At 60.2% G+C, this 23,387-nt stretch carries 25 protein-coding genes and 1 pseudogene; 13 read left to right on the forward strand and 13 right to left on the reverse strand.

Going from position 1 to position 23,387, the window contains the following annotated elements; all coding sequences use genetic code 11:
• Positions 1–114: 114 nt before the first annotated feature.
• The 3 genes from ASG68_RS23895 to leuB form a co-directional block, all read right to left on the reverse strand.
• On the reverse strand, positions 115–399 hold the full coding sequence (locus ASG68_RS23895; protein WP_062586075.1) for a hypothetical protein: 285 nt from the start codon (positions 397–399) through the stop codon (positions 115–117).
• A 93-nt stretch (positions 400–492) separates the two neighbouring features.
• Entirely contained in the window at positions 493–1,203 is a 711-nt protein-coding gene (locus ASG68_RS23900; RefSeq protein WP_062586077.1) for a phosphatase PAP2 family protein, read from the reverse strand.
• A gap of 331 nt (positions 1,204–1,534) precedes the next feature.
• Entirely contained in the window at positions 1,535–2,647 is a 1,113-nt protein-coding gene (gene leuB, locus ASG68_RS23905; protein WP_062586079.1) for a 3-isopropylmalate dehydrogenase, read from the reverse strand.
• Between the two features lie 404 nt (positions 2,648–3,051).
• On the opposite strand from leuB, the gene ASG68_RS31610 reads away from it, so the two are divergent.
• Positions 3,052–3,228, forward strand: coding sequence for a hypothetical protein (locus tag ASG68_RS31610; RefSeq protein ID WP_156373593.1), 177 nt, complete (start codon positions 3,052–3,054; stop codon positions 3,226–3,228).
• Between the two features lie 144 nt (positions 3,229–3,372).
• On the opposite strand, the gene ASG68_RS23910 is transcribed toward ASG68_RS31610, so the two are convergent.
• Together ASG68_RS23910 and ASG68_RS23915 are read right to left on the reverse strand one after the other, a co-directional pair.
• The gene (locus tag ASG68_RS23910) at positions 3,373–3,825 is read right to left on the reverse strand and encodes a DoxX family protein (protein WP_062586081.1); all 453 of its coding nucleotides are present in this window, start codon (positions 3,823–3,825) and stop codon (positions 3,373–3,375) included.
• A gap of 292 nt (positions 3,826–4,117) precedes the next feature.
• On the reverse strand, positions 4,118–4,774 hold the full coding sequence (locus ASG68_RS23915; RefSeq protein WP_062586083.1) for a TetR family transcriptional regulator: 657 nt from the start codon (positions 4,772–4,774) through the stop codon (positions 4,118–4,120).
• A gap of 101 nt (positions 4,775–4,875) precedes the next feature.
• Here ASG68_RS23915 and ASG68_RS23920 point away from each other — a divergent pair, with 101 nt between their 5' ends.
• The 3 genes from ASG68_RS23920 (at position 4,876) to ASG68_RS33110 (ending at position 7,069) form a co-directional block, all read left to right on the forward strand.
• Complete coding sequence (locus tag ASG68_RS23920) at positions 4,876–5,544, forward strand: O-methyltransferase (RefSeq protein ID WP_062586084.1); 669 nt, start codon at positions 4,876–4,878, stop codon at positions 5,542–5,544.
• Positions 5,545–5,727: 183 nt separating this feature from the next.
• Entirely contained in the window at positions 5,728–6,858 is a 1,131-nt protein-coding gene (locus ASG68_RS23925; protein ID WP_062586086.1) for a tRNA-dihydrouridine synthase, read from the forward strand.
• Between the two features lie 34 nt (positions 6,859–6,892).
• Positions 6,893–7,069 (forward strand): SIP domain-containing protein, encoded by a 177-nt coding sequence (locus tag ASG68_RS33110; protein ID WP_162243526.1) that lies wholly within the window; start codon positions 6,893–6,895, stop codon positions 7,067–7,069.
• Positions 7,070–7,234: 165 nt separating this feature from the next.
• Here ASG68_RS33110 and ASG68_RS23930 read toward each other — a convergent pair whose 3' ends face one another.
• Positions 7,235–8,143: a hypothetical protein gene (locus ASG68_RS23930; protein WP_062586088.1), complete on the reverse strand. Its 909-nt coding sequence runs from the start codon at positions 8,141–8,143 to the stop codon at positions 7,235–7,237.
• A gap of 763 nt (positions 8,144–8,906) precedes the next feature.
• Between ASG68_RS23930 and ASG68_RS23935 the strand changes: the two genes are divergently transcribed.
• Positions 8,907–9,287 (forward strand): hypothetical protein, encoded by a 381-nt coding sequence (locus ASG68_RS23935; protein ID WP_156373594.1) that lies wholly within the window; start codon positions 8,907–8,909, stop codon positions 9,285–9,287.
• A gap of 6 nt (positions 9,288–9,293) precedes the next feature.
• On the opposite strand, the gene ASG68_RS23940 is transcribed toward ASG68_RS23935, so the two are convergent.
• The 3 genes from ASG68_RS23940 to ASG68_RS23950 all read right to left on the reverse strand — a co-directional run bounded on the left by ASG68_RS23940 (position 9,294) and on the right by ASG68_RS23950 (position 10,660).
• Positions 9,294–9,680 (reverse strand): RidA family protein, encoded by a 387-nt coding sequence (locus tag ASG68_RS23940; protein ID WP_062586092.1) that lies wholly within the window; start codon positions 9,678–9,680, stop codon positions 9,294–9,296.
• 6 nt (positions 9,681–9,686) lie between these two features.
• Positions 9,687–10,292 carry a 3-isopropylmalate dehydratase small subunit gene (leuD, locus tag ASG68_RS23945; protein WP_062586094.1) on the reverse strand — a complete coding sequence of 202 codons (606 nt, stop codon included), beginning with the start codon at positions 10,290–10,292 and terminating at the stop codon, positions 9,687–9,689.
• Positions 10,293–10,411: 119 nt separating this feature from the next.
• Entirely contained in the window at positions 10,412–10,660 is a 249-nt protein-coding gene (locus ASG68_RS23950; protein WP_062586096.1) for a hypothetical protein, read from the reverse strand.
• A gap of 114 nt (positions 10,661–10,774) precedes the next feature.
• On the opposite strand from ASG68_RS23950, the gene ASG68_RS23955 reads away from it, so the two are divergent.
• Together ASG68_RS23955 and ASG68_RS23960 are read left to right on the forward strand one after the other, a co-directional pair.
• Positions 10,775–11,683, forward strand: a complete 909-nt coding sequence (locus ASG68_RS23955) for an HpcH/HpaI aldolase/citrate lyase family protein (protein ID WP_062586098.1) — start codon at positions 10,775–10,777, stop codon at positions 11,681–11,683.
• Positions 11,680–11,886: a DUF1737 domain-containing protein gene (locus ASG68_RS23960; RefSeq protein WP_062586099.1), complete on the forward strand. Its 207-nt coding sequence runs from the start codon at positions 11,680–11,682 to the stop codon at positions 11,884–11,886. The genes ASG68_RS23955 and ASG68_RS23960 overlap by 4 nt, the downstream gene beginning before the upstream one ends.
• A gap of 36 nt (positions 11,887–11,922) precedes the next feature.
• Here the strand turns inward: ASG68_RS23960 and ASG68_RS23965 are convergent, their stop codons facing one another.
• Entirely contained in the window at positions 11,923–12,357 is a 435-nt protein-coding gene (locus ASG68_RS23965) for a metallopeptidase family protein (protein ID WP_062586101.1), read from the reverse strand.
• Positions 12,358–12,527: 170 nt separating this feature from the next.
• Between ASG68_RS23965 and ASG68_RS32585 the strand changes: the two genes are divergently transcribed.
• The 5 genes and pseudogenes from ASG68_RS32585 (at position 12,528) to bfr (ending at position 19,327) form a co-directional block, all read left to right on the forward strand.
• The gene (locus ASG68_RS32585) at positions 12,528–13,478 is read left to right on the forward strand and encodes a hypothetical protein (protein ID WP_062586104.1); all 951 of its coding nucleotides are present in this window, start codon (positions 12,528–12,530) and stop codon (positions 13,476–13,478) included.
• Positions 13,438–14,946, forward strand: a complete 1,509-nt coding sequence (locus tag ASG68_RS23975) for a Y-family DNA polymerase (protein WP_274534237.1) — start codon at positions 13,438–13,440, stop codon at positions 14,944–14,946. The genes ASG68_RS32585 and ASG68_RS23975 overlap by 41 nt, the downstream gene beginning before the upstream one ends.
• Positions 14,943–18,292 (forward strand): annotated as a pseudogene (locus ASG68_RS23980) (error-prone DNA polymerase). Before ASG68_RS23975 ends, ASG68_RS23980 begins: the two are co-directional and overlap by 4 nt.
• A 272-nt stretch (positions 18,293–18,564) precedes the next feature.
• Complete coding sequence (locus tag ASG68_RS30920) at positions 18,565–18,876, forward strand: (2Fe-2S)-binding protein (protein ID WP_082477861.1); 312 nt, start codon at positions 18,565–18,567, stop codon at positions 18,874–18,876.
• The gene (gene bfr, locus ASG68_RS23990; protein WP_062586512.1) at positions 18,842–19,327 is read left to right on the forward strand and encodes a bacterioferritin; all 486 of its coding nucleotides are present in this window, start codon (positions 18,842–18,844) and stop codon (positions 19,325–19,327) included. The genes ASG68_RS30920 and bfr overlap by 35 nt, the downstream gene beginning before the upstream one ends.
• Positions 19,328–19,444: 117 nt before the next feature.
• Here the strand turns inward: bfr and ASG68_RS23995 are convergent, their stop codons facing one another.
• The gene (locus ASG68_RS23995; protein WP_062586107.1) at positions 19,445–20,407 is read right to left on the reverse strand and encodes an AraC family transcriptional regulator; all 963 of its coding nucleotides are present in this window, start codon (positions 20,405–20,407) and stop codon (positions 19,445–19,447) included.
• Positions 20,408–20,532: 125 nt separating this feature from the next.
• On the opposite strand from ASG68_RS23995, the gene ASG68_RS24000 reads away from it, so the two are divergent.
• Positions 20,533–21,423 carry an SDR family oxidoreductase gene (locus ASG68_RS24000; RefSeq protein ID WP_062586109.1) on the forward strand — a complete coding sequence of 297 codons (891 nt, stop codon included), beginning with the start codon at positions 20,533–20,535 and terminating at the stop codon, positions 21,421–21,423.
• A gap of 42 nt (positions 21,424–21,465) precedes the next feature.
• On the opposite strand, the gene ASG68_RS24005 is transcribed toward ASG68_RS24000, so the two are convergent.
• Positions 21,466–21,993 (reverse strand): RNA pyrophosphohydrolase, encoded by a 528-nt coding sequence (locus ASG68_RS24005; protein ID WP_062586111.1) that lies wholly within the window; start codon positions 21,991–21,993, stop codon positions 21,466–21,468.
• 67 nt (positions 21,994–22,060) lie between these two features.
• Positions 22,061–23,269 (reverse strand): divergent polysaccharide deacetylase family protein, encoded by a 1,209-nt coding sequence (locus tag ASG68_RS24010; protein ID WP_062586514.1) that lies wholly within the window; start codon positions 23,267–23,269, stop codon positions 22,061–22,063.
• Positions 23,270–23,387: the final 118 nt, after the last annotated feature.

Raw genomic sequence — 23,387 nt, forward strand, 5'->3', positions numbered from 1 at the left:
TACATAAGCGGACAGCAATTTTCAAAAAGCACGGCGCGGTAGCGTAGTGCTTTTTCCGTTTTTGTGGTGGGATGCGTGCGAAGCCGGCGCTTTTGCCCGAACGTCGTCTCTTCTCTATTGACGAACCCGTGTCCAAACCGCCCATGCCGAGATGAAACAGCCAAGAATAATTGCATTGGAAACGATCCCGCAGGCCATCGCGGTGAGTTTTGCTGCATTGTCCGTTGCGGCATTTGCCCCGGTCGTCAGAGGCAGCAGGATCGCCACGAAGAGGACGCCAACGGCCAGGGGCGTTGCGAGGCCCATTGCCGCGCGTGTGCGCAATGCCGTCAGGAAAAGAAACAGGATCAATCCGATGCGGAATGGATCCAGAAGCTGAGAGACGAGTGTTTCCAACATTTTAGATCCTCCGTTTGCAGTGCTCCCATGGTTCCACAAAGAACGGGTGCGAGCAAGCAAACGAAAGAATCATAGGTTTTGCGAGGGCTTTCCTCATGGCTCCTTCGAGCCCACCCCGCGGGGTGTTGAAGATTTCGGCCGGGGCCAGCTCTTGTCATCCAGCCGGAACAGCCAGTTCCTGCCGGCAAACAGGAAGGCCGTCATCACCGCCGTCCATAGGCCGACCAGAAGTCCCGCCGCGACGTCGCTCGGATAGTGCGCACCGACCACGACGCGGCTGATGCCGATCACGAGTGCCCCCAGCGCAAACAGGATGCGCAACCGTGGCGCCAGCATCGAAAACGCCCCGAAGAACGAGCCGACGGCGGCGGAGTGACCCGATGGGAAACTCTGGAAGACCCAGTCGTGCCCTGAGAGGAACGAGATGCTGTGCGGCCCGTATTCGGCGAAGAGTTCCGGCCGCGCCCGGCCAATCACTAGTTTTGCCAGATGCACGACGGCACTGGCACTGCCGATTGTCACCAGGAAATACAGTGCCAGCCGCCAGGCGGTCTTGGTCTTGGATGACCATGTGTCGGTGCTTGCTACCCGGTTCAGGATGTAGGCGATGATGACGATCGAGCCGGACCCGTAGATCATCCAGCTGAATGTGCCGAAATCCGTGATCCTCTCGTTGAACGTCACCACCCCGCCCGGCAACCCCTGAGCCCATTGCGAGATCGTCCCATCGAACGGCAGGAGTGCTGCAACAAGCAGGGCGGTCGCGACGAGGAGCCAGAGGGATGAGGAAAAGGGGCGTGTCATGGATTCCGAGTTTCAGGATGGATGGGAGTTCAAGGCCGCCTACCCCACTCTGCCGTCATTCCTGTGCCTGTCACAGGGACCCAGCCGCAGCGCGTCTGCGCTGCGAAAGGTGTGATTTTACGCGACGGATGTCGCGTGGTGGGGTTCCTGCGACGAGCACAGGAATGACGGCGGGTGATAGGCTGGCCCATGCATACTAGGTGTGGGCCGATTACCATGATTCAACCCCACCAAACAAAAACGGCACCCGGTGTTGTCAGCCGGATGCCTCAGTGAACCCCTCCCCCTTGTGGGGAGGGGTTGGGGAGGGGGCATGAAAACCCTGAGAGCCTCAGGCCGAAAGCGCCTTGAACTCTGCCAGGATCGCGTCACCCATCTCGACGGTACCGACCTGGCGCGCACCCTCGGCCATGATGTCACCGGTGCGGATTCCCTGGTCGAGAACGTTGGCGATCGCCTTTTCCAGCGTGTCGGCTTCCTTCACCATGTTGAACGAATAGCGCAGGCACATGGCGAACGAGGCGATCATGGCGATCGGGTTGGCGATGCCCTTGCCGGCAATGTCCGGAGCCGAGCCGTGAACGGGCTCGTACATGGCCTTGCGGCGGCCGGTCTTCGGATCCGGTGCGCCGAGCGAGGCCGACGGCAGCATGCCGAGCGAACCGGTCAGCATGGCGGCGACGTCGGACAGCATGTCGCCGAACAGGTTGTCGGTGACGATCACGTCGAACTGTTTTGGCGCACGGACCAGCTGCATGCCGCCGGCGTCAGCCAGCATGTGATCGAGCGCCACGTCGGAATACTTTTCCTTGTGCGTCGCCGTGACGACTTGGTTCCACAGGACGCCGGACTTCATCACGTTGCGCTTTTCCATTGAGCAGACGCGGTTGTTGCGGGTGCGGGCGAGTTCGAAGGCGACGCCGGCAATGCGTTCGATTTCGTAGGTGTCATAAACCTGCGTGTCGATGCCGCGCTTCTGGCCGTTGCCGAGGTCGATGATTTCCTTCGGCGAGCCGAAATAGACGCCGCCGGTCAGTTCACGCACGATCAGGATGTCGAGGCCTTCGACCAGCTCACGCTTCAGCGAGGAAGCATCCGAAAGCGCCGGATAGCAGATGGCCGGGCGCAGGTTGGCAAACAGTTCCAGGTCCTTGCGCAGGCGAAGCAGGCCGGCTTCAGGGCGCACCTCGTAGGGAACCGCATCCCATTTCGGACCGCCCACGGCGCCGAACAGAACGGCATCCGCCGCCATCGCCTTTTCCATGTCGGCGTCGGAAATCGCCTGGCCATGCGCATCATAGGCGGATCCGCCGACCAGACCCTCGTCCGTCGTGAAACCGGCAGCCATTTCGGCGTTCATGTAGTCGATGATCTTGCGGACTTCCGCCATGGCTTCCGAGCCGATGCCGTCGCCGGGCAGAAGGAAAAGATTGCGCGATGTCATGGGGCATTCCTTTGAAGAAGGGTGGGCTGTTCGATGTTGGCGCGTTCTTAACGCAACTTCCGTTCGAGGAAAATGCATTTCCGGAAAGAATTGTGCGCGGCTTTTCAGTTCCGGACGGAACGGGTGGTGCCCGCCACCCCGTGGAACTCTGGGCGTGCGGGTCAGCCGCCCGCGTTTGAACCCAATTGATACGCCCATGCGCCGATTGATCCGCTCCGTCGCTGCGTCGCTTCGTGCGACGCTGGACATGCTTCTTTTCAGGAACAGGTCGAAATTTTGAATGTCGGAACATCCTGTTCCGTCCGGAACAGCGCGAACCGAGGTCTCGTGGGATAGTCGGGTCATGGATGAGGGAGGCTCATTCACCGAAACATTCCCGACCGGGATTTCAAGGAGAGACCCACATGCGCAAGTTCGTTCTGACCGCTGCCGCCGCCATCGTCGCTGCCGTTTCCTTTGCCGCCCCCTCGCAGGCCGGCTATCGTTCGGACGACTGCGAACCCACCTGCTATATCAAGAAGATCCGCACCTACGATTATTACGGCAACCTGATCGTCAAAAAGGTCCGCATCTGCGACTAGAGTTTGTCAGGGAAAAGTGGGAACCGGTTTTCCCGAAAAGACAAATTCCAAACGACTTGTTTCTGACTTCCTCCACGAAAGACCTGGCTGTCCCTGCGGCCGGGTCTTTCGCTTTTTGGCTGTCGGTTGAGTTTCCCCGAAGGATCAGCTCCAGTCCCGTCCGCCGCGTCGCCATTTGTGCAGGTCGTACCAGGCGACAAGCAGAAAGCCGCCGGCGAGCCCCATATGCTCGAAAAACAGGTTCATCGCGGCGAAACGCTCGGCTCCGAACGGTATCTCCCAGAACCGCAGGGCAATGAAGGTCGCCATCACCGTGAATATGCACAACGCCAGCGCACCGATCCACCGGCAGAAACCGCTGACGATCATCGCCACCGCGCTCAACTGCAAAAGGATCACCACGGCCGCGATCGGCCGCCCCGGCAGCAGTCCATAGCCTTCCATTTCCCGTGCTGCCGCAGTGAAATCCAGAAGCCTGTTCACACCGGTGATGATATGCGGTGAGCACAATGCCAGAAGCCCCAGCCACCGCGCCGGATGACTGGTAAAGACCGGCGTACAGGCGCCAGCCAGCTTCGCTTCCATCTTGAGCAGCATCGTTCTTGTCCTCTGGATGCATGGTGTCGTGGCGGGGATGCTACATGGCCTTGGCCGAAGGTCCAGACTGCGCGCTGAAGATTTCGAAACTCCGGCTATGGCAGTTGTTGATTTACGGCCAGATCCCTCTTCTCCCCGGCGGGGAGAAGGTGGCGCGTAGCGCCGGATGAGGGGGCCGAAGGCCACCTTTGAATATGCCGCTTGCTGCCGGCGGAGCCGGCACCCCTCATCGCCTCACTGCGTTCGGCACTTCTCCCCGATGGGGCGAAGAGAAACCCGGCCTCGCCTCCCATTATCCAGGAAAACCCGGGACAGCCGGAACACACTTGATCCCCCGCAAATAAGCACAAAACATGTCCGCCATCGCCTCCGAAAACACCGCGATCTCTTCCTCCGTCCGGGGCGTCGTCGAAAAATCCTGGCCGACGGTTCCGAGCGTGGTCATGATCAGGTCGCTTGCGACATCGCGAACGGGATCCGGCACATCCGGCAGGATTTCCAGCATGAAGGCCTCGATCACCGGTTCGGCTGCGTTTCTCGCCGCCTCGGCTTCCGGCGCGTCGCGGTAGAGCGGTGCCGCGTCGGCCAGCGCGGTCCGCACAGCCGCCTCCTCGCATTCGGAGCGCAGGAAGGCATGCACCATCGATCGCAGCCGGTCGAACGGCGGCACCGACCGGTCACCAAGGATCTGCGTCAACATGCCGGTCGTCCGCTGCCATTCCTCGCTCTGCAGCCGGAACAGGATCGAGGCCTTGTTGGGAAAATACTGGTAGAGCGAGCCGACGCTCACCCCTGCCCGCTCGGCCACCCGCGCCGTGGTGAACCGGGCGGCCCCCTCCTCCGTCAAAACGCGAACAGCAGCCTGGAGGATCGCGCCGACAAGGTCGTTCGAGCGCGCCTGGCTGGGTGATTTTCGCGTGGAAATCCGGGGGCTTGCAGTCTTCGTCATCTGGGGGGGGCCACAATGCGATTAGCGAATGCGACGAATTATTCGTATTTTCTCCCGTGACACAAGGCCAACACGACACAAGACCCACAAGGATCATCACCATGACGACATTGACTTCCGCTCCGCTCGCGCCCCTGCTCGATCGTCTTTTTGCCGAGGCAGCCTCGGCGACCAGCCCGGCCCTTTCGGGCATGTCGCGGGAAGAACAGCGGCGGCTCTTGACCAGCAAGACCGAGTATCTCGATCTCTATGGCCGGCTGAAGGATCTCTGGCTGCCCGTCTCGCGCGAGGCGGGCCAGCTTCTCTACATGCTGGCGCGCAGCACGGGTGCGAAAACCATCGTCGAGTTCGGCACATCCTTCGGCATTTCCACCCTGCATCTCGCCGCTGCCCTCAGGGACAACGGTAGCGACAATGGCGGCGGCCGGCTGATCACCACCGAGTTCGAGCCCTCGAAAGTGGCGCGTGCCCGCCGGCACCTCACCGAAGGCGGCCTGATCGACCTCGTCGAAATCCGCGAAGGCGATGCCCTGAAAACGCTGGCCACCGGCCTGCCAGATGTCATCGATCTCGTCCTGCTCGATGGCGCAAAAGCCCTCTATCCCGATATCCTCGCCCTCCTCCAGCCTCGCCTGCGCCCAGGCGCCCTGGTGATCGCCGACAATGCCGACGATAGCCCGGATTATCTCGCTTACGTCCGGTCTCCGGCGAACGGCTATGTCTCGACGCCGTTTTCGGAGGATGTGGAATTGTCGATGTGGGGTGGGTGAGATTTTTGCGGAAGGGTGCAGACGCGGTGCGTTTGCATCCTTCCGGGTAGCGGCCAACTGATGGCGGGTTGTGCGCCAGGCGATACGTCACATGAACGAGCAGGCTGGCCGGGGCCGTCAGAAAATTATTGACTTTTTGGTAAAAATTGTCGGTCCTGCGTGTAAGAACTCTGGGGACACGCCATGACATCCAAGCTCGCGACAACCTTCACTGGCCTTCCGTTCGTCAATCCTTTCGTCCTGGCCTCGGCGCCGCCGACGGAAAGCAAGACCAAGATCATGAAAGCATTCGAGGCTGGCTGGGGCGGTGTCGTGACCAAAACCATTGGCCTGCACCCTGTCGAGAACGTTGCCGGTCCGAAAACGATCTATCAGCGTGCCAGTGAAACGAAACCCTATGTCTCGCGCTACAAGCGGCCTGACACGGTTTCCCATTCGTCCTGGAACTGGGAACTGATCTCGGACCAGCCGCTGGATCTGTGGCTTCCCGACCTTGAGGAAATCAAGACCACCTATCCGGACCGCATGCTCATCGGCTCGATCATGGCCGGCGCCGGGAGCGAAGCCGAGATGGACAACTGGCGCAAGCTGGCGCGCGCTGTCGTCAACGCCGGATGCGATGCCATCGAACTGAACATGTCCTGCCCCCATATGGACCGCAAGGACATGGGGGCGCATATCGCCAATGACGAGACCATCATCCGGTCGATCCTCAAGGCCGTGACCGAAGCGGTCAGCGTGCCCATCTGGGTCAAGCTGACGCCCTCGTCCTCCTCGCTCCTGGCCGGAGCCCAGGCAGCGTATGATGCGGGCGCCGCCTCGATCTCGCTCTGCAATACCTTCCCGTCCCTGCCGCTGATGGACCCGGAGACCCTGAAGTTCGAAGTCGAGGTCGACGGTCTGGTCACCTCGGGCGGACTGGGAGGGCTGGCGATCCTGCATCAGGCCCTGCAACGCGTCTCGGACATTTCCCGCGCCTTCCCGGACAGGGCGATTTCCGGCATCGGTGGAATAAGAGGCTTTCGCGAGGCCTTCAACTTCATCGTGCATGGGGCAGGGAATCTGCAGGTTTGCACGGCCGCGATGGAAGACAAGGGCAGCGGAGGCATCGGCACCAATCTGATCCAGGAACTGACCAGCGATCTCACCGATTATCTGGAGCGCAAGGGATACGCCTCGATCGAAGAGTTCCGGGGCATCGCGCGCGAAAGGATCGTTGAACACTCCCGGATCCGCCGAAAGAGCGAAGCATATAACGGTGGCTACGAGCAATCGGCGGACCTGAGCCCAAGACCTTCCGCGAGTTTTGGATAACGCCTGCGACGGACGGATAGGATCGAACCGGGTATTGCTTGCCGGCGATAAGACCGCGTTTCCAGCCATCGCCCGCATTCTGGAAAACCTGCCTGAACGGCAGGAAAGGGGGCGAAAAGCTGCCTTTAGGGTTCCGTTCGGGAATGACAGGTTTGGGTCGATAGCCGATGTCTACGATCGGCCGCTTTGCGCCAATTGCGGACAGCGATAGCGGTTAGAGCTTTGGCATTAGCCGGAACCTGTTTTAGCGAGGGCTCTGCAAAGTCCGGTAAGTTGGTATTAAGCAAGAAGTGCGGTTTTAGAGTGTTGAAGTTCTGTCACTTGCGGACGTCCAGGAGCAGTGATTTATCACAATTCGAGACCACCGTGTCCCTTCTTAGGCGCGGAGCGGATTGATGCCGAATACCGACACCAACCCCGCCAACTCGTCGGCCAGCCCTGCTTTCAGCATTGACATCTGCATGTTCTTATCGTGCATCTTGATGCTGGCCTTTACGTTTTGTCTGCCGATCCGGTCGAGGATGACGTTGTCGACCAGCATCTCAATGTGTCGGCCTGTCAGCTTAAGTCGTGCGCCTCGCATCTTGTGTTTTACCCACCAGATTATCCGCGCTTGGTTGACCTCGAACCATCCCACTGGCGCCTGCAGTCCTGCGTCTATGATCTGATCGAGCATATCAGCGACCAGCGTCCCCGACATCGCATACGCACGCGCTGCAACGGCAGCTTCCTGAAGAGTTTCGTAGCGGATCTTCTCTTGATAGGCGCGGGTTCCTTTGTCGCCGCTCACTTTCCATATCGACGGAGCAGCCGCTTTGGCTTTCATTGTCCAAGTGTCTGTCCACTCGTCTGACAATACCAGCGCCGAACCTTCATCCACGGTTGCGATCAGCGTCACAAGCCTCCTGTAGACGCTCTCGTCCATCTGCCCATCAAGACGCAGGAGTGGCCCGATACTGAGATAGCGACCTGCGATCTTAAATATCCACTGGTTGCCGTTGGTCACGCAGCCCATAGCGCCCGGGTTGAGGTAGGGATCGATCATCCCTGGATGGACCTGCTTTCCAAACTTCTTGGCTTCGACTAGCCATATGGGGGTCTGGCGGCCTTCAGCCATGAGGGCAATGTCGGCCGACAGGCGTTTGTTTGGCCCGTTCGGTTGTGGGTACTCGAAAAAGGGCTCAAGGAAGCTGACCTCGCATGCCGCGTCAACGACGGGGCAGACCAGTCGATACATCGCCCAGCGCTCAGATGGCTGAGGCCGGAATACTTTCGTCAAGTTCATACACCCTCCCGTTCACAGCGCGGAACATAGCCGAAACGGCCTCCCAAGAAAATCGCTTGCGCCCCTTCGAACCGAGCGTCGCGGCATCAAAGCAAAGTCGTACAAAAGAAGGTAGTGCCGCCTTTCACTACATCGCCAAACCTCGCCAATTGCGGATTGCGCCTCGTCCCGACATTTGATTCATGCGGCCCGCAAATAATGGTCTCAGAATTGAACAGAACCATAGCGTTCGACTTCAGTATTTGATGGGTGCGGAGAGATGCGAAAATCAGACGCATTTCTAGCCAATATCCGCAATGGGCCAATAGCCGATATTCTCCCTACACTCACGATAGCCGTGCCGTCTCCCCCAACAAAAAATCTCATCCCCGTCCATCCCCGCCCTACAATCCCATGCCATGATCATTCCCGTCCTGTCCCGGATACACCGCAAGACGTTTGCGGCGAGGCAGGGCTGGCGCTCCACGGAAAGCCTTGGGGTCTTTTGACCTCGAACGTCAGGCGGAACGGAAGGAGAGCCCCCGGAACATGGACCCCCTCCGTCCTTATGGGGTGGGCGTGCCTGTGTGGCACACATGTCGGGAAAGGATGCGTGACGTACCGGGCTGTGTTGCTGAATGCCGGTCCCGGAGACATGCGAAACGCAATCATCCCGAGGCAGAGGGTCTAAAGTCGGGGTCTGTAGGTGAGGTGTCGAAACCACGGCGGTCACCGCGCGGGGATGTTTTCCCGTGTCTGGCCGCGCACCAACAGCGGAGAGATCATGCCCTATATCAAGCCGCAACCTTCACCCTTCAAGACGCTGACATTCCGTATGGCGGCAACCGCATGGCTCCGGCATTTTCGCTGCCGGGTGCGCCGCTGCCGCCGCAATTACCGTTGCATGGGCGTGGAGTTTCTTCATGGCGTGCCGCAATGCGTCCGCAACATGCCCCACGCCGAAGTCGAGGCGATGCTGACGTTTTTTGGCGATGCGGCGCAAATGGCAACGCCGGAAGCGGTCGCCGAAAACCTGGCGCGGGCAACAACGGAGGAGGAGCGCGAGATGATCGCCTTCCGGCGCCGCTTTTTCCTGTCCTATCAGGATGAGCTGGCGAGAGCCGGGCTGGCGGAGCCGCTGGGGCCGCCCTTTGTCGAAGGCTGAACCGGATCAGCCCTTGAAGGCGGTGACTTCGATCTCGATCAGCATTTCCGGGCGGATAAGGTCGCAGACCACCATGGTCGCCGCCGGGCGGATCTCGCCGAAGGCTTCGCCCAGAATCGGAAAGACGATGTCGGCAAAGGCAGCGTCGGTGACATAGTAGTGATTGCGCACGGCGTCACCGAGCGAAAAACCCGCCTCGGTCAGCGCGGCCTCGATGGTCTTCAGGCAGTTGCGGGTCTGCTCTTCCACCGTCTGCGGCATGGTCATCGTGGCATAGTCGTAACCGGTCGTGCCGGAAACGAAGCACCAGTCGCCCTGCACCACGGCCCGCGAATAACCCGCCGTCCTTTCGAACGGCGAGCCGGAAGAGATCAGTTTTCGCGGTGCTGGCATATGAGCTTATGCCCAGGGATGCGAGGCGGCATTGGCCTTTTCGAACGTGTCGATCGAGGCCGCCTTTTCCAGCGTCAGGCCGATATCGTCGAGGCCGTTCAGCATGCAGTGGCGGCGGAAGGCGTCCAGTTCGAACGTGATCTTGCCGCCGTCCGGGCCGGTGATTTCCAGGTTTTCCAAGTCGACCGTCAGGATGGCATTGGCGCCGCGGCCGGCATCATCCAGGAGCTTTTCCAGGTCTTCCGGAGAAACGACAACCGGCAAAATGCCGTTCTTGAAACAGTTGTTGTAGAAGATGTCGGCGAACGAGGTTGAGATAACGCAGCGGATGCCGAAGTCGAGCAGTGCCCACGGCGCATGTTCGCGCGACGAACCGCAGCCAAAATTATCGCCGGCAACGAGGATCTTGGCGTTCTGGTAGGCGGGCTTGTTCAGCACGAAGGCTTCGTTCAACGAGCCGTCATCATTGTAGCGGGCTTCGGCGAACAGTCCCTTGCCAAGGCCGGTGCGCTTGATCGTCTTCAGGTAATCCTTCGGAATGATCATGTCCGTGTCGATATTGACGACGGGGAGCGGCGCGGCAACGCCGGTGAGCTTGACGAACTTGTCCATGGATATGGCCTTCGATTTCAACGGAACAGGAAAATTTCCGCCCAGCGTTTAGAGCAATTTTGCGCCGAAATGAAGGAAAATCTTGCTCTCCGGCGGCCTGAGCCGGCCGTTTGGCCGATTCACATGTCGATGATCGTGCCGCGTCCGTCGTTCCAGATGCGCGGTTCGCGCTGGGGACGATGGCCAGCGGTACGGTTCACCGTGGCGCGGACGGGGCGGGGTGCAAGCCGTGCAGCAATCATCGTGCCGATCATCACCACCGAAGCGATGCCGAGAAGGGCAAGGCCGAGCGAGGCGGTGAAGACGAAGGCCATCACCGTGAAGGCGATGCCGGCGGCAGTCAGGAAGAGATTACGGATGCTTTGCATGGTCGTTACCTTTCGTTGCCCCAGATGTGGGTCCGCCCGTTTCGCATTGCAAGAGGGGGAGCCCGATCGCATGTCTGCCTTGCGAAAACGGCGAAAGGCGGGCAAAACTCGCTCATGAATTCACCCCGCGATCATCATCCCGCCCGTCTGCGTCGCTCCGTACTCTGCGTTCCCGCCGACAATGTCCGTGCCCTGGCCAAGGTCGCGACGCTTGCCTGCGATGCGGTGATCTACGATCTCGAAGATGCCGTCTTGCCCGACGACAAGGCTTTGGCCCGCCAGACACTGGCCGCCCATCTGGCGGAAGAGCGGCGGAGCGACCTCGAAATTGTCGTCCGCATCAACAGTCTGGCCTCGGGTTTCGGCGAGGCGGATCTCGCAGCGGTGCTCGACATGGCGCCGGATGCCGTGCTTTTACCCAAGGTCGAAAGCCCGCAGGATATCCAGGCCATCGCGGATATGCTGTCGGAAAACGACGCACCCGACAGGCTGCGGCTCTGGGCGATGATCGAAACCCCGCGCGGCGTGCTGAATGCCGCAGCCATCGCGGAAACCGGCCGCACGCGCGGCGGCCGGCTCGATTGTTTCGTGCCGGGGCTGAACGATCTGCGCAAGGAAACCGGCGTGCCGGCCCTGCCCGGCCGCACCTATCTCGTGCCCTGGCTGATGCAGATCCTGCTCGCCGCCCGTGGCAGCGGCCTCGATATCATCGATGCCGTGTTCAACGATTTCCGCGACGGTGCCGGTTTCGAGGAGGAATGCCGGCAGGGCCGCGCCATGGGCTTCGACGGCAAGATGCTGATCCACCCGGCCCAAATTGGTCCGGCCAATCTCCATTTCGGCGTCGAACAGGATGCGGTTAGCGAGGCGCGTGCCATCATCCACGCCTTTGCTCTCGCCGAAAATGCGGATAAAGCCGTCATCAACCTCAATGGCCTGATGGTCGAGCGCCTGCATCTGGAACAGGCGCTGCGGCTTGCCGCCCGGGCCGATGCCATTCAACGAAAAGGAACAGACGCTTGAAACTCTATCGCTTCCTGACCGCCGTCGACGACGCTACCTTCTGCCACAAGGTCACCGCCGCCCTCAACAAGGGTTGGGACCTGCACGGTTCGCCGACCTATGCCTACAATCAGGAAACCAAGGTGATGATGTGCGGCCAGGCCGTGGTCAAGGATGTCGAAGGCAAGGAATACACACCGGACACCAAGCTGTCCGAGCACTGAGTTGAAGCGTTCGGCCGGCTGGAACGGAATGCCGTTTCAGCCGCCGACATGCTCGACGCTGGCCTCGATCCGCTCCATGTCGTCGTCCGACAGGCCGAAATGGTGGCCGATCTCGTGGATCAGCACATGGGTGATGATATCGCCCAGCGTCTCCTCGTTCTCGGCCCAGTAGTCGAGGATCGGCCGGCGGTAGAGGGTGATGCGGTTCGGCATTTCCCCGGTTTCCATGGTGAAGCGCTCGGTGATCCCCCGTCCCTCGAAAAGGCCGAGGAGATCGAACGGCGTTTCCAGCGCCATGTCCTCGAAAACATCCTCGCTCGGGAAATCGTCGATCTCGATGGTGAGATTGGCAGCCAGCGCACGAAATTCCTCCGGCAGATGGCTATAGGCCTCCATTGCCAGGGATTCAAATGTGCTGATTGTCGGCGCGTGGCGGTCCCGCCAATCGTCGCTCTGGTCTATGCGGGCCATGGGCACTCCTTGCTTGCCCCCTGATATAGCCATTTCCCCAACGTTTTTCGAGGGTTGAATTTTGAGGGTCAGAGTCAAGGAATAAATTCTCAAGATTCACCGTTGACTCTTTTCTGAAGCTCTGGAATCAATAAGAACATAACAGGAACAGATAGAACTGGAGTGACGTCATGGGGCAATCGACCATGACGCGCGAGCGGCTTTTTGCGCTCCGCGAAACCATTTCGCGGCTCGAAAACGAGAACGTGCCGGGACTGTTGAAGACCGCCAGAAAGGGCAATCCAGCCGGGTTTGGGCAGATAACCAGCAAGCAAGAGGAAGGCGTCTCCGGCCCCGTCCTGTCATTGGGTATCGATGCGCTCGACGCTATCCTGCAGGGCGGCCTGCCTCTGGGTGGGCTGACAGAAGTCCGGACAGTGGAAACCCGGGATGCCGGCGCTGCCCTGGGCTTCGTGCTGGCGCTGGCGGTGCTGTGCCAAAGTGGTCGCCAAAGCCAGCTGGGCTCACCCATTCTCTGGATCGGCCAGGGAATGGCCGCATCCGAGGCCGGCCATCCCTATGGTCGCGGTCTGGAGGCTTATGGCCTGAACACTGGCTGCTGCCTTTTCAGCAGTCCGCGCACCGTGCTTGACGCACTGTGGATCGCCGAGGCGGCCCTGTCGTTGCCGGTCTTTACGGCGATCATTCTGGAAGTGCGCGGCAATCCTGCGCAATTCGGCCTGAACGAAAGCCGCCGCCTGCATCTGCGGGCGCGGGCCGGCAAGGTGCCGATCCTGCTGTTGCGGCAGGCGGGCGCAGAAGAGGCGAGCAGCGCCGCTGTCCGGTTCCTCGTCGCCCCTGCCCAGACCACCGGCCGGCCGCTTCCGGACGGATCGGTTCTGGCCGGCAGCATCGGCAATCCGGTCTTTCATGTCACCGTCGAAAAAAGCAGGGCTTTCGCATCCCCCGCGTTCTTAATGGAGTGGAATTCCCATGCCCGCCGTTTCCGCCACATCCTCCCAGAGACAGCCGCGCCTTTCTCAGAACCAGCGTATCCTCTCGCTGAATTTCCCGCATCTGCCGGCGGACCGGGTGGCACGGATGAAATGGGGCGCGTCCTGGCTTTCCAGAAAGCGTCCTGACCATCCGCCGCTGGTCTTCGTCGATCGCATCCAGAATGCGATGCGGATCGTCGCGCTCGATGCCCGTGCCGAGAAAAGCGGCTTGAAGCGGGGTCAGGGGCTGGCGGAAGCGCGCGCCATGTGCCCGGATATCGAGATCATCCCGGCCGATCCGGTGGCGGACAGGGCTCTTCTGACCTCGCTTGCCGATTGGTGCGACCGCTATACGCCGCTTGTTGCGCTCGATGGGGAAAACGGCCTTTATCTGGATATAACGGGCTGCGTTCACCTGCATGGCAGCGAGAAAGCGCTTCTCAACGATATCCTGTCCCGGCTTTCCGGTCTGGGTATCGAGGCGCGCGGCGCACTCGCGTCATCGGCCGGTCTGTCCTGGGCCATGGCCCACTATCGGTCAGGAGATATCGCTGCCCCGCAGGAGGCTGAAGAGGTTCTCTCTCCCCTGCCCCTTGCTGCACTGAGATTGCCGCTTGAGGTGATCCAGACGCTGGCGCGGGTCGGTCTGAAGACGGTCGGCGATATCATAACACTGCCGCGCGCGCCGCTTGCCCGCCGCTTCGGCCCGTCGGTGCTTCTGCGGCTCGATCAGGCGCTCGGCTTCGAGGATGAGCCCCTGTCGCCGCGCCTGCCGGTGGCCAGCCTGTCTGTGGAGCGTCGCCTTGCCTCTCCCATCCAGGACGAAGACGACATTCTCGAACTGACCCTGCAGCTGGCCAAAAGCCTGCGACAGCGCTTTGAGGAGCGCGAGGAAGGCGGCCGGCTGTTCGAGCTCGTGCTGTTCCGGGTGGATGGACGGGTGTTTCGCATCCGTGCCGCAACCTCGGCGGCGTCCAGGGATCCTGAGCGGATTTCGGCGCTCTATCGTGAGCGTCTCCAGGCGATCCATGACGATCTCGATGTCGGCTATGGTTTCGAGATCCTGCGCCTCTGCGTCCTGAAGACGGAGCACTATGCCGTCGTCCAGGAGGATTTTTCCGGGGCATCGGATACCGGACGCTCGCTGTCCGCCTTTGCCGATCGTGTCATGGCGCGGTTTGGCCCGGAAAGTCTCTCTACGTTGATCCTGCAGGAAAGCCATGTGCCGGAGCGCGCGGCGGCTTTCCTGCCGGTATCCGACATGAGCCGATTGAGTGCTGCGGAAAAGACCGGAACGCCTATATCAGCAGCCCTGCCATCAACGCGTCCCTTAAGGCTCTTCCGCCATCCCGAGCGGGTCGATGCGATCGCGGCAGAACTGCCGGAGGGTGCGCCGGCCAGCTTCAAATGGCGCCGCACCACCTATCAGGTTGCCCGGGCGGAAGGACCGGAACGCATCGCCGGCGAATGGTGGGTCGATGGAGAGGATGCGCTGACGCGGGATTACTTCCGCGTCGAGGATGCCGATGGCCGACGTTTCTGGCTGTTTCGGGATGGTCTCTACAGTCAGGCGGCCGTGTCGCCAAAATGGTTCATGCACGGGATTTTCGCATGACCGATGCTCCCGTCTTCTACGAACTTGGCGCCCGGACCAACTATTCCTTCCTGCAGGGCTCGGCACCGGCCGAAATCATGGTGGTCACGGCCCAGAAGATCGGCTTGGGCGGTATCGGCATTGCCGATCGCAACACGGTGGCGGGCGTCGTGCGTGCCCATGCCAAGGCGAAGCTCGAAAAATACCGGTTCCAGCCCGGTGCGCGGCTGGTCTTCGCCGATGGCACACCTGATATTCTCGCCTATCCGCGAAACCGGAAGGGTTGGGCGCATCTCTGCCGTATGCTGAGTGCCGGAAACCTGCGCACGACAAAGGGAAGCTGCACGCTTTTCCTGTCGGACCTGCTCGAATGGCAAGACGAACTCCAACTGATCGTCATGGAGGATGCGGGCCGTCCCGATCCGGAAAAACTGACGGCGCTCCTGCTCAAGCTTCGCGACTATGCCGGAAAGCGGCTTTATCTCGGCATGACGCCGCATTACGACGGTTTCGATCACCATGATTTCGCCTGTCTGGCGACAATCGCGACCCAGACCGGAACCCGGCTGATCGCAACCAATGATGCCCTCTATCATGCTCCGGAGTTCCGCCCGGTTGCCGATGTCGTCACCGCCATCCGCGAACATGTGACGATTGCCAATGCCGGTCTGCGCCTGCAGGCGAATGCAGAGCGGCATCTGAAAAATCCGAAGGAAATGGCCTGAATTTTCCGCAACTATCCCGATGCCATCGCCAACACCGAAAAATTCTTCAGCCGGCTATCGTTCAATCTGGAGGAGCTTCAGCACAATTATCCGACCGAGGCCGACGGCGATGAAACGCCCGCACAACGCCTGCGTCGGCTGGTCGAGGAAGGAGCCATCCGCAGATACCCCAAGCATAAGTATCCGAAAGGGTTGCCGGACAGTGTCCGGGCCAAGATCGAATACGAACTCGAATTGATCCATTTCAAGCAATACGAGCCCTATTTCCTGACAGTGCACAAGCTGGTCAATTTCGCGCGAAGCCAGAATATCCTGTGCCAGGGCCGAGGTTCGGCCGCCAATTCGTCGGTCTGTTATTGCCTTGGTGTTACCGAGGTCGATCCCGACAGATTCACCCTTCTGTTCGACCGTTTCCTGTCGCGCGATCGGGATGAGCCTCCGGATATCGACATCGATTTCGAACATGCCCGCCGCGAGGAGGTCATCCAGTATATCTATCGCGAATACGGCAAGGAGCATGCAGGCCTCGCCGCAGCCGTCATCAGTTACCGCGCCCGCTCGGCCGGCCGTGAGGTGGCCAAGGTTTTCGGCCTATCCGAAGATGTGCAATCGGCGCTGTCCGGCTCGATCTGGGGCTGGTGGACCACGTCCTTTTCACAGGATCAGGCAAAGGCCGCAGGCCTTGACATGGCCGATCCGACGACACTCAGGGTCCTGAACTATGCCGGCCTGCTGATGGAATATCCGCGCCACCTGTCGCAGCATGTCGGTGGTTTCGTCATTACCAAGGACCGTCTCGATGAGGTCGTACCGATCATGAACACCGCCATGCCCGATCGCTATATGATCGAATGGGACAAGGACGATCTGGATGTTTTGAAGATCCTAAAGGTCGATGTCCTCGCGCTCGGCATGCTGACCTGCCTCGCCAAGGCGTTCAAGCTTCTGGAAAATCATTACGACGAGCCCAAAACACTGTCGGAGGTCTACGAGGATATTCAGCCGGCCGTCTATGACATGATCTGCCGGGCCGATACGATCGGTGTCTTCCAGATCGAAAGCCGGGCGCAGATGAGCATGCTGCCGCGCCTGAAACCGCGCGAATTCTACGATCTAGTGATCGAAGTCGCGATCGTGCGGCCCGGGCCGATCCAGGGAAACATGGTGCATCCGTATTTGAAGCGCAGGCAGAATCCTGCTGCGGTGGATTATCCAAGTGAAGCGTTACGAGGGGTTCTGGAGCGAACGCTCGGCGTGCCGCTGTTCCAGGAACAGGCGATGCAGATCGCATTACCGCCGCCGACTTTACACCGGCCGAAGCCGATCAGTTGCGCCGTGCCATGGCAACCTTCCGGCGGACGGGGCAGGTTGCGAATTTCGAGGAGCGCATGATCAACGGCATGCTCAAGAATGGCTATGAACGTGAGTTCGCGGAGCGCTGCTTCAACCAGATCAAGGGTTTCGGAGAATATGGCTTTCCGGAAAGCCATGCCGCATCCTTCGCCCTGCTCGTCTATGCCTCTTCCTGGTTCAAGACCTATTATCCCGATATCTTCTGCGCCGCGATGCTCAATTCCCAGCCGATGGGATTTTATCCGCCGGCTCAACTGGTGCGGGATGCCCGCGAGCATGGCGTGAAGGTCCTGCCCGTCGATATCAACATATCCGATTGGGATGCAGCCCTTGAGGGAGAGGCGATGTTCGATCCCATGCATATCGAGCCGCGGCACCGGGAAATGCGCGGCGTCATCCGAACGCAAAAGGCCGTCCGGCTTGGTTTCTCACTGGTCAAGGGCCTGCGGCAAAAGGATATGGAGATGCTGCTTGCCCATCGCGGTGCTGGTTATTCTTCCGTTCGCGATCTCTGGCTGCGGTCTGGTCTGCCCCGCGCAGCGATCGAGCGGCTTGCAGATGCGGATGCCTTTCGCTCCATCGGGCTCGACCGGCGTGCGGCCCTGTGGTCGGTGAAATCGCTGGATGAAAAATCGGCAGCTGAGCGGCTGCCGTTGTTCGAGCAGGCGGGACAGGACGATCTGCAGAAAGAGCCGGAGGTGATGCTGCCGTCCATGCCGCAGGGCGAGCATGTCATCAACGACTATCGCTATCTCACCCTGTCGCTGAAGGCGCATCCCGTTTCCTTTCTGCGGCAGGATTTTTCAAGGCAGGGCATCGTCACGAATCGCAGCCTGGACATGGTGCGAAACGGGCGCATGGTCACTGTCGCCGGCCTCGTTCTGGTGCGCCAGCGACCGGGAACGGCCAAGGGCGTGATCTTCATGACGTTGGAGGACGAGACCGGCGTTTCCAACGCGATCATCTGGAAGGATGTCTTCACCAAATACCGCTCGGTGGTGATGGGCGCGCGCCTGGTGAAGATCAGGGGGCGCTTGCAAAGCGCCAGCGGCGTCATCCATGTCGTGGCAAGCCATCTGGAAGACATGACATCAGCACTCGGCATCCTGCAGAAGGAAACCCGCGGCTTCGGCGTTAATGCACGATCGGATGAGGTGCTCCGGCCAACGGATGACCACCGGCAGAAGCACTTGTTCGGAAAGGACGGCCTGATCCATGAGGACAGGCAGAATCAGAGGAATCTCATCGAAACAGCAAGTGTCATGCCCAAGGGGCGCAATTTTCATTAAACCGGAATTCGGCCTCTCCGGAGTGGAAATGCTCGCTCGTAACAAAAATTGTTTGATATTTTTGCCACTCAAGAAAACTTGAAACCTGTAACAAATGGCTTTCAGGTCACATGTCTCAAGTTTAAAGCAATGAAAATACGGTGTTTTTTGTCAAGTTTAGAACTTCTCTAATGTAGCAAGCGCATAGAGCTCAAGACATTTTTGTTGACAGTAAATATCCGCTTTTGCTTTATGGAAGGAATTCAGTGCGTTGCGTATCACGGGCAGGCGAGATGCTGGTTTGTAGCTGCAATTTCATCACCGACAAGGACATCGAGAACACGATCATCGAGCTTCTCGATGAGGACTGTTGGCAGCTGATCGTGCCCGCGAAAGTCTACCATGCGATGGAAAAGCGCGGCCGTTGCTGCGGCTGTTTCCCGAATGTCGTCGATATCATCATCCGCACCACCGAGCAGTATCATGCCGGTCGGCCCTCGACGGATGAGAAGATTTTTGATTTCATGACCCGCCTCAAACAATTCCATGAAGAAAATAGGAGAGCGGATCTTGAAAGGCGACAAAACAGTCATCGAGCGGCTTAACGAAGCCCTTTATCTCGAACTCGGTGCGGTCAACCAGTATTGGGTCCACTATCGCCTCCTCGACGACTGGGGCTACACGCTTCTCGCCAAGAAGGAGCGGGCCGAATCGATCGAGGAAATGCATCACGCGGATAAGCTGATTGCCCGCATCATCTTCCTTGAAGGCCATCCGAACCTCCAGACGGTGGCGCCGCTTCGCATCGGCCAGAACGTCAAGGAAGTGCTGGAAGCCGACCTCGCCGGCGAATACGACGCCCGCAAGGCGTACAAGAAATCCCGTGAAATCTGTCATGACATCGGCGATTACGTGTCGATGAAACTGTTCGAAGAACTTCTTGCGGATGAGGAAAGCCACATCGATTTCCTCGAAACCCAGCTCGAGCTCTTCAACAAGATCGGCGCGGAAAAATACGGCCAGCTCAACGCTGCCCCGGCCAACGAAGCCGAATAATTTCGTCCTTTTTGAAAAACCGATGCCCGTTCCGGTTTCCGGGGTGGGCATTTTCATTTGGTCCCCACTCCTATCCTCGCCCATATAATTGGCAGGATGGCGCCAGCCATATACGCCTTACCCGACCTGCGACATCATTCGATCCTCTTCCACCATATGCGGATCGTTGCCTGGCCGGGTGCGGTTATAGTGGCGGGGCGAACAGCCCATGATGCGTTTGAAGGCGGTGCTGAAGGCTGCTTCAGATTCATATCCGAGCGCTGGCGCGATCACCGAGATCGGGTCGCGGGAGTTCTCCAGCCTGTCTGCGGCCAGAAGCATGCGCCAGTCGGCGAGGTAATCCATTGGCGATGTGCCGACGGCGCTCTTGAACTTCAGGGCGAAGGTGGAGCGCGACATGCCCGCCTTGGCAGCGAGGCCCTCCAGCGTCCAGCGATGCGCCGGATCGCTATGCATGGCATTGATCGCGCGGCTGAGCTGGGCATCGGCAAGGGCGAACAGCCAGCCGACCCTGGTGCGCGATCGCTCCGCCAGATGCAGCCGCAAGGCCTGAACGAGAATCATGTGGGCGAGATGCTGGACGATAAGGAAGCCACCCGGCTGTGGCTCGCGCAGTTCCTGCATCATCCGCTCCACCGACCAGCGCAGCGCTTCGCGGCTCTCCGCCTCGCGGATGTGGACGATCGGCGGCAGTGTCCGCAACAGGATGTCGGCATGATTGCCCGACAGGGCGAAACGGCTGCTGACGAGCGAGAAATCACCGCCGCCATTCATGCGGACAATGCCCTTTTCCCGTGGTGCCAGGAAAATAGGTCGGGCATCGACCGCTGGTAGGCTCGGGTCGCTCGACAGGCGAAAGGGGCGGCCGCTCGGCAACAGGAAGCAGTCGCCGGTTTCGAGATGCACCGGCTCGGCAACGTCATCCACGGACAGCCAGCAGTCACCCGACACGACGGCGCCGGACTTTATGCCCTTCTGCTGGTCCGGAAACTGGATCGACCAGTCCCCGCCCACCTCGAAACCGGCAGAGAGCAGATTTTGCGGTTTTAGCAACGACAGAACATTGGAGAGAGGATCCATGGCATTTCCCGGACGATCGCGAAGATAATCCAGACTTTACAGCATGGACCGTATTGCGCAATCGCGTATCCTTCCGGTCAGACGGCCGGGCGTATCCGGCCGGTGACACAGAAGGAATGAATGGGATGCGTGTTTTCGTAACGGGTGCTACGGGATTTGTTGGCTCCGCCGTCGTCCGGGAATTGCAGGCGTCGGGCCATGAAGTGCTCGGGTTGGCACGGTCGGACAAGTCAGCGGCAGCATTGAAGGAGATGGGTGCCGATGTGCACCGGGGAGATCTCGAGGATCTGGACAGCCTGAGAAGCGGCGCGACCGCCACCGATGGCATCATCCATACCGGCTTCAACCATGATTTCTCCCGCTTCAAGGAAAACTGCGAAACCGACCGGCGCGCCATCGAGGCGATGGGAGCGGCACTGGCAGGCACGGGAAAGCCGTTGATCGTCACCTCGGGCACGGGATTGCTGACACGCGGCGGTCTTGCAACGGAGGAAACCCTGCCGGCGGCAGGCTCGGCCATTCCGCGCGTTTCGGAACAGGCTGCCATGTCCGTCGCTGGCAATGGCGTCCGTGTGAACATCGTCCGCCTGCCACCGTCGACCCATGGTGATGGCGACCATGGTTTCGTGCCTATCCTGATTGGCATGGCGCGTGAAAAGGGTGTGTCCGTCTATACCGGCGACGGGCTCAACCACTGGCCGGCGGTGCATCGGTTCGATGCCGCGAAGGTCTATCGTCTTGCGCTGGAAAAGGGAGCGCCCGGTGCCCGCTACCATGCCGTGGCGGAAGAGGGTATTCCGTTTCGGCAGATCGCCGAGGTCATCGGCCGGCGGCTGGGCGTGCCGGTGGTCGGCAAGACGCCGGAGGAGTCGGCCGTACATTTCGGCTGGTTCGCGCATTTCGCTGCGATCGACAACCGGGCGTCCAGCGTGAAAACGCGGAAAGAGTTGGGCTGGGAGCCGACGCAGCCTGGGCTGCTCGCCGATATCGACCAGCCGCAATATTTCAACGCCTGATTAGCCGGCGATGATTGGTTGTCTCCAACTTGCGGAGGCGCCCTACCCTTCCAGATGCTTGAAGGTCGCGACCACCTTTTCGTAGACATCGCGCTTGAAGCTGACGATCAGGCCTGGCAGTTCATCCATCGGCTTCCAGGCCCATTCGTCGAATTCCGGCTCGTGGCCGCCGGGCGGTGGGTTGATGGCGATCTCGGATTCGTCGCCTTCGAAACGGAAGGCAAACCAGCGTTGCGTCTGGCCGCGATACTTGCCCTTGAGGCCGATGCCGATCAGGTGGGCGGGCAGGTCGTAGTTGATCCAGCCGGGCGCTTCGGCAAGCAGCGAGACAGTCTTCATGCCCGTCTCTTCGTAAAGTTCACGATAGGCGGCTTTTTCGGGGTCCTCACCCCTGTCGATGCCGCCCTGCGGCATTTGCCAGAGTTGCGGAGAGCCGTCATATTCGGAATTGCCGATGGCGATGCGCCGCCCGGCCCAGACCAGACCGTCACGGTTCAGCACCATGATACCGACGCAGGGGCGATAGGGAAGGTCATCGGCCTTCACGGGTTTCGATTTGTCCTTGCTCATGCGTTCCCCTGCTCACTTCATCCGGCGCAATGGACGGCCATATCGGCCTCACCTTGCCGGTTTTACGCTATGGTTGTTGCGGATCCTTGACGAGCGCCGACACGCCGACAAACTCGATACCGCGCGAATCCGCCTCGTCCACCCATTGGGCAATCGCCGAGACGCTTTCGTCGAAGGCGGAGGCGACGCCGATGGCGCTGCCGTTGCGCCGGGCGATGCGTTCCAGCTCATCAAGCTTCTTGAGGATGGCGTTCCGGTCCAGTTCACCATCGACGACCATGTCGGCAAAACCGTGGGGAACGCCGATCGTATCGGCGAGCGTGCCCGTCAGCGATTGCGCCGATGTCCCGTCGTCCAGGAACAACAGGCCACGCCTGCCGATATCGCGCATCACCGGCTCCAGCGCATCGGCGTCGGACAGGAAACGCCCACCGAGGAAGTTCATGATGCCGGTATAATTGGTGATCTGCGCCATTGAGGCATGCAGTTCCGACAGGTTCTTCTGCGTATCGAGACCGACGCGCAGCGTATGCGGGCCGGGATTGTTATCCGGATAATCGAACGGTTCGAACGGCACCTGCAGTACGATCTCGTGCCCACCCCGCCGCGCCTCCTGCATCCATCGCTGCAGGCTGTTGCCGGTTGCGGCGAAACCAAGGGTGATTTCGGGGCGCAACTGGGCGAGTGCGTTCTGGGTGCCCGTCTGGCTCAGCCCAAGGCCACCGACGACGAGGGCGATGCGGACACCGCGTGCGCCGGACGAGAGCCGGGCATACTGATCCATCGGCCTCAGACCATCCGGCCCGACGATCGGCAGGCGGCCCTCGGGGCTGTCTTCCAGCAGGTCGTCATTGGGAAAGGCGGCCATGCGCGGATCCTGGCCCTTTGTCGGACCGACATTGATGATGGCCGGGCCATCGCCATCGCGCTGCTTGGGCGAGAACTTTGTGACGATCGAGCCGTCATTGTTCATCGTCTCTTCGACATGGGCGCCGGACAGGGCGCCGCTTGCCTTCTGTCCCTTGGCCTTGCTGTCATCGGCCGGTTTGTCAGCCACTCCCTTACCATCGGTCCGCGATGCATCCGCGACGGCTTGTGGTTCCGGCTGGGGTGTTATGAGACCCGTGGGCATGAGGGCGGCCCAAACGGAAACGCCAACCAGCGACAGGAACCCGATACCAAGGAGAATGCGGCCGAAGGAAAGACCCGATCTCCTGGATCCGGATGGGGGGGTCTTCCGGTTCTGGCCAAGAGGAGCGTTGAGATCTGTTCCCAAGAAGGGCCTCTGTCGATCGAGTTTGCGATGAATGGCTGTCGATTGAATCGAAACCGCCGCCCGGCAGGAACCGGGCGGCGAAATCATGTCATGCGATCGCCAAGGTGGCGAGTCGAGG

Origin of the sequence: Rhizobium sp. Leaf453 (assembly GCF_001425605.1) — a bacterium.
Classification (GTDB): domain Bacteria; phylum Pseudomonadota; class Alphaproteobacteria; order Rhizobiales; family Rhizobiaceae; genus Pararhizobium.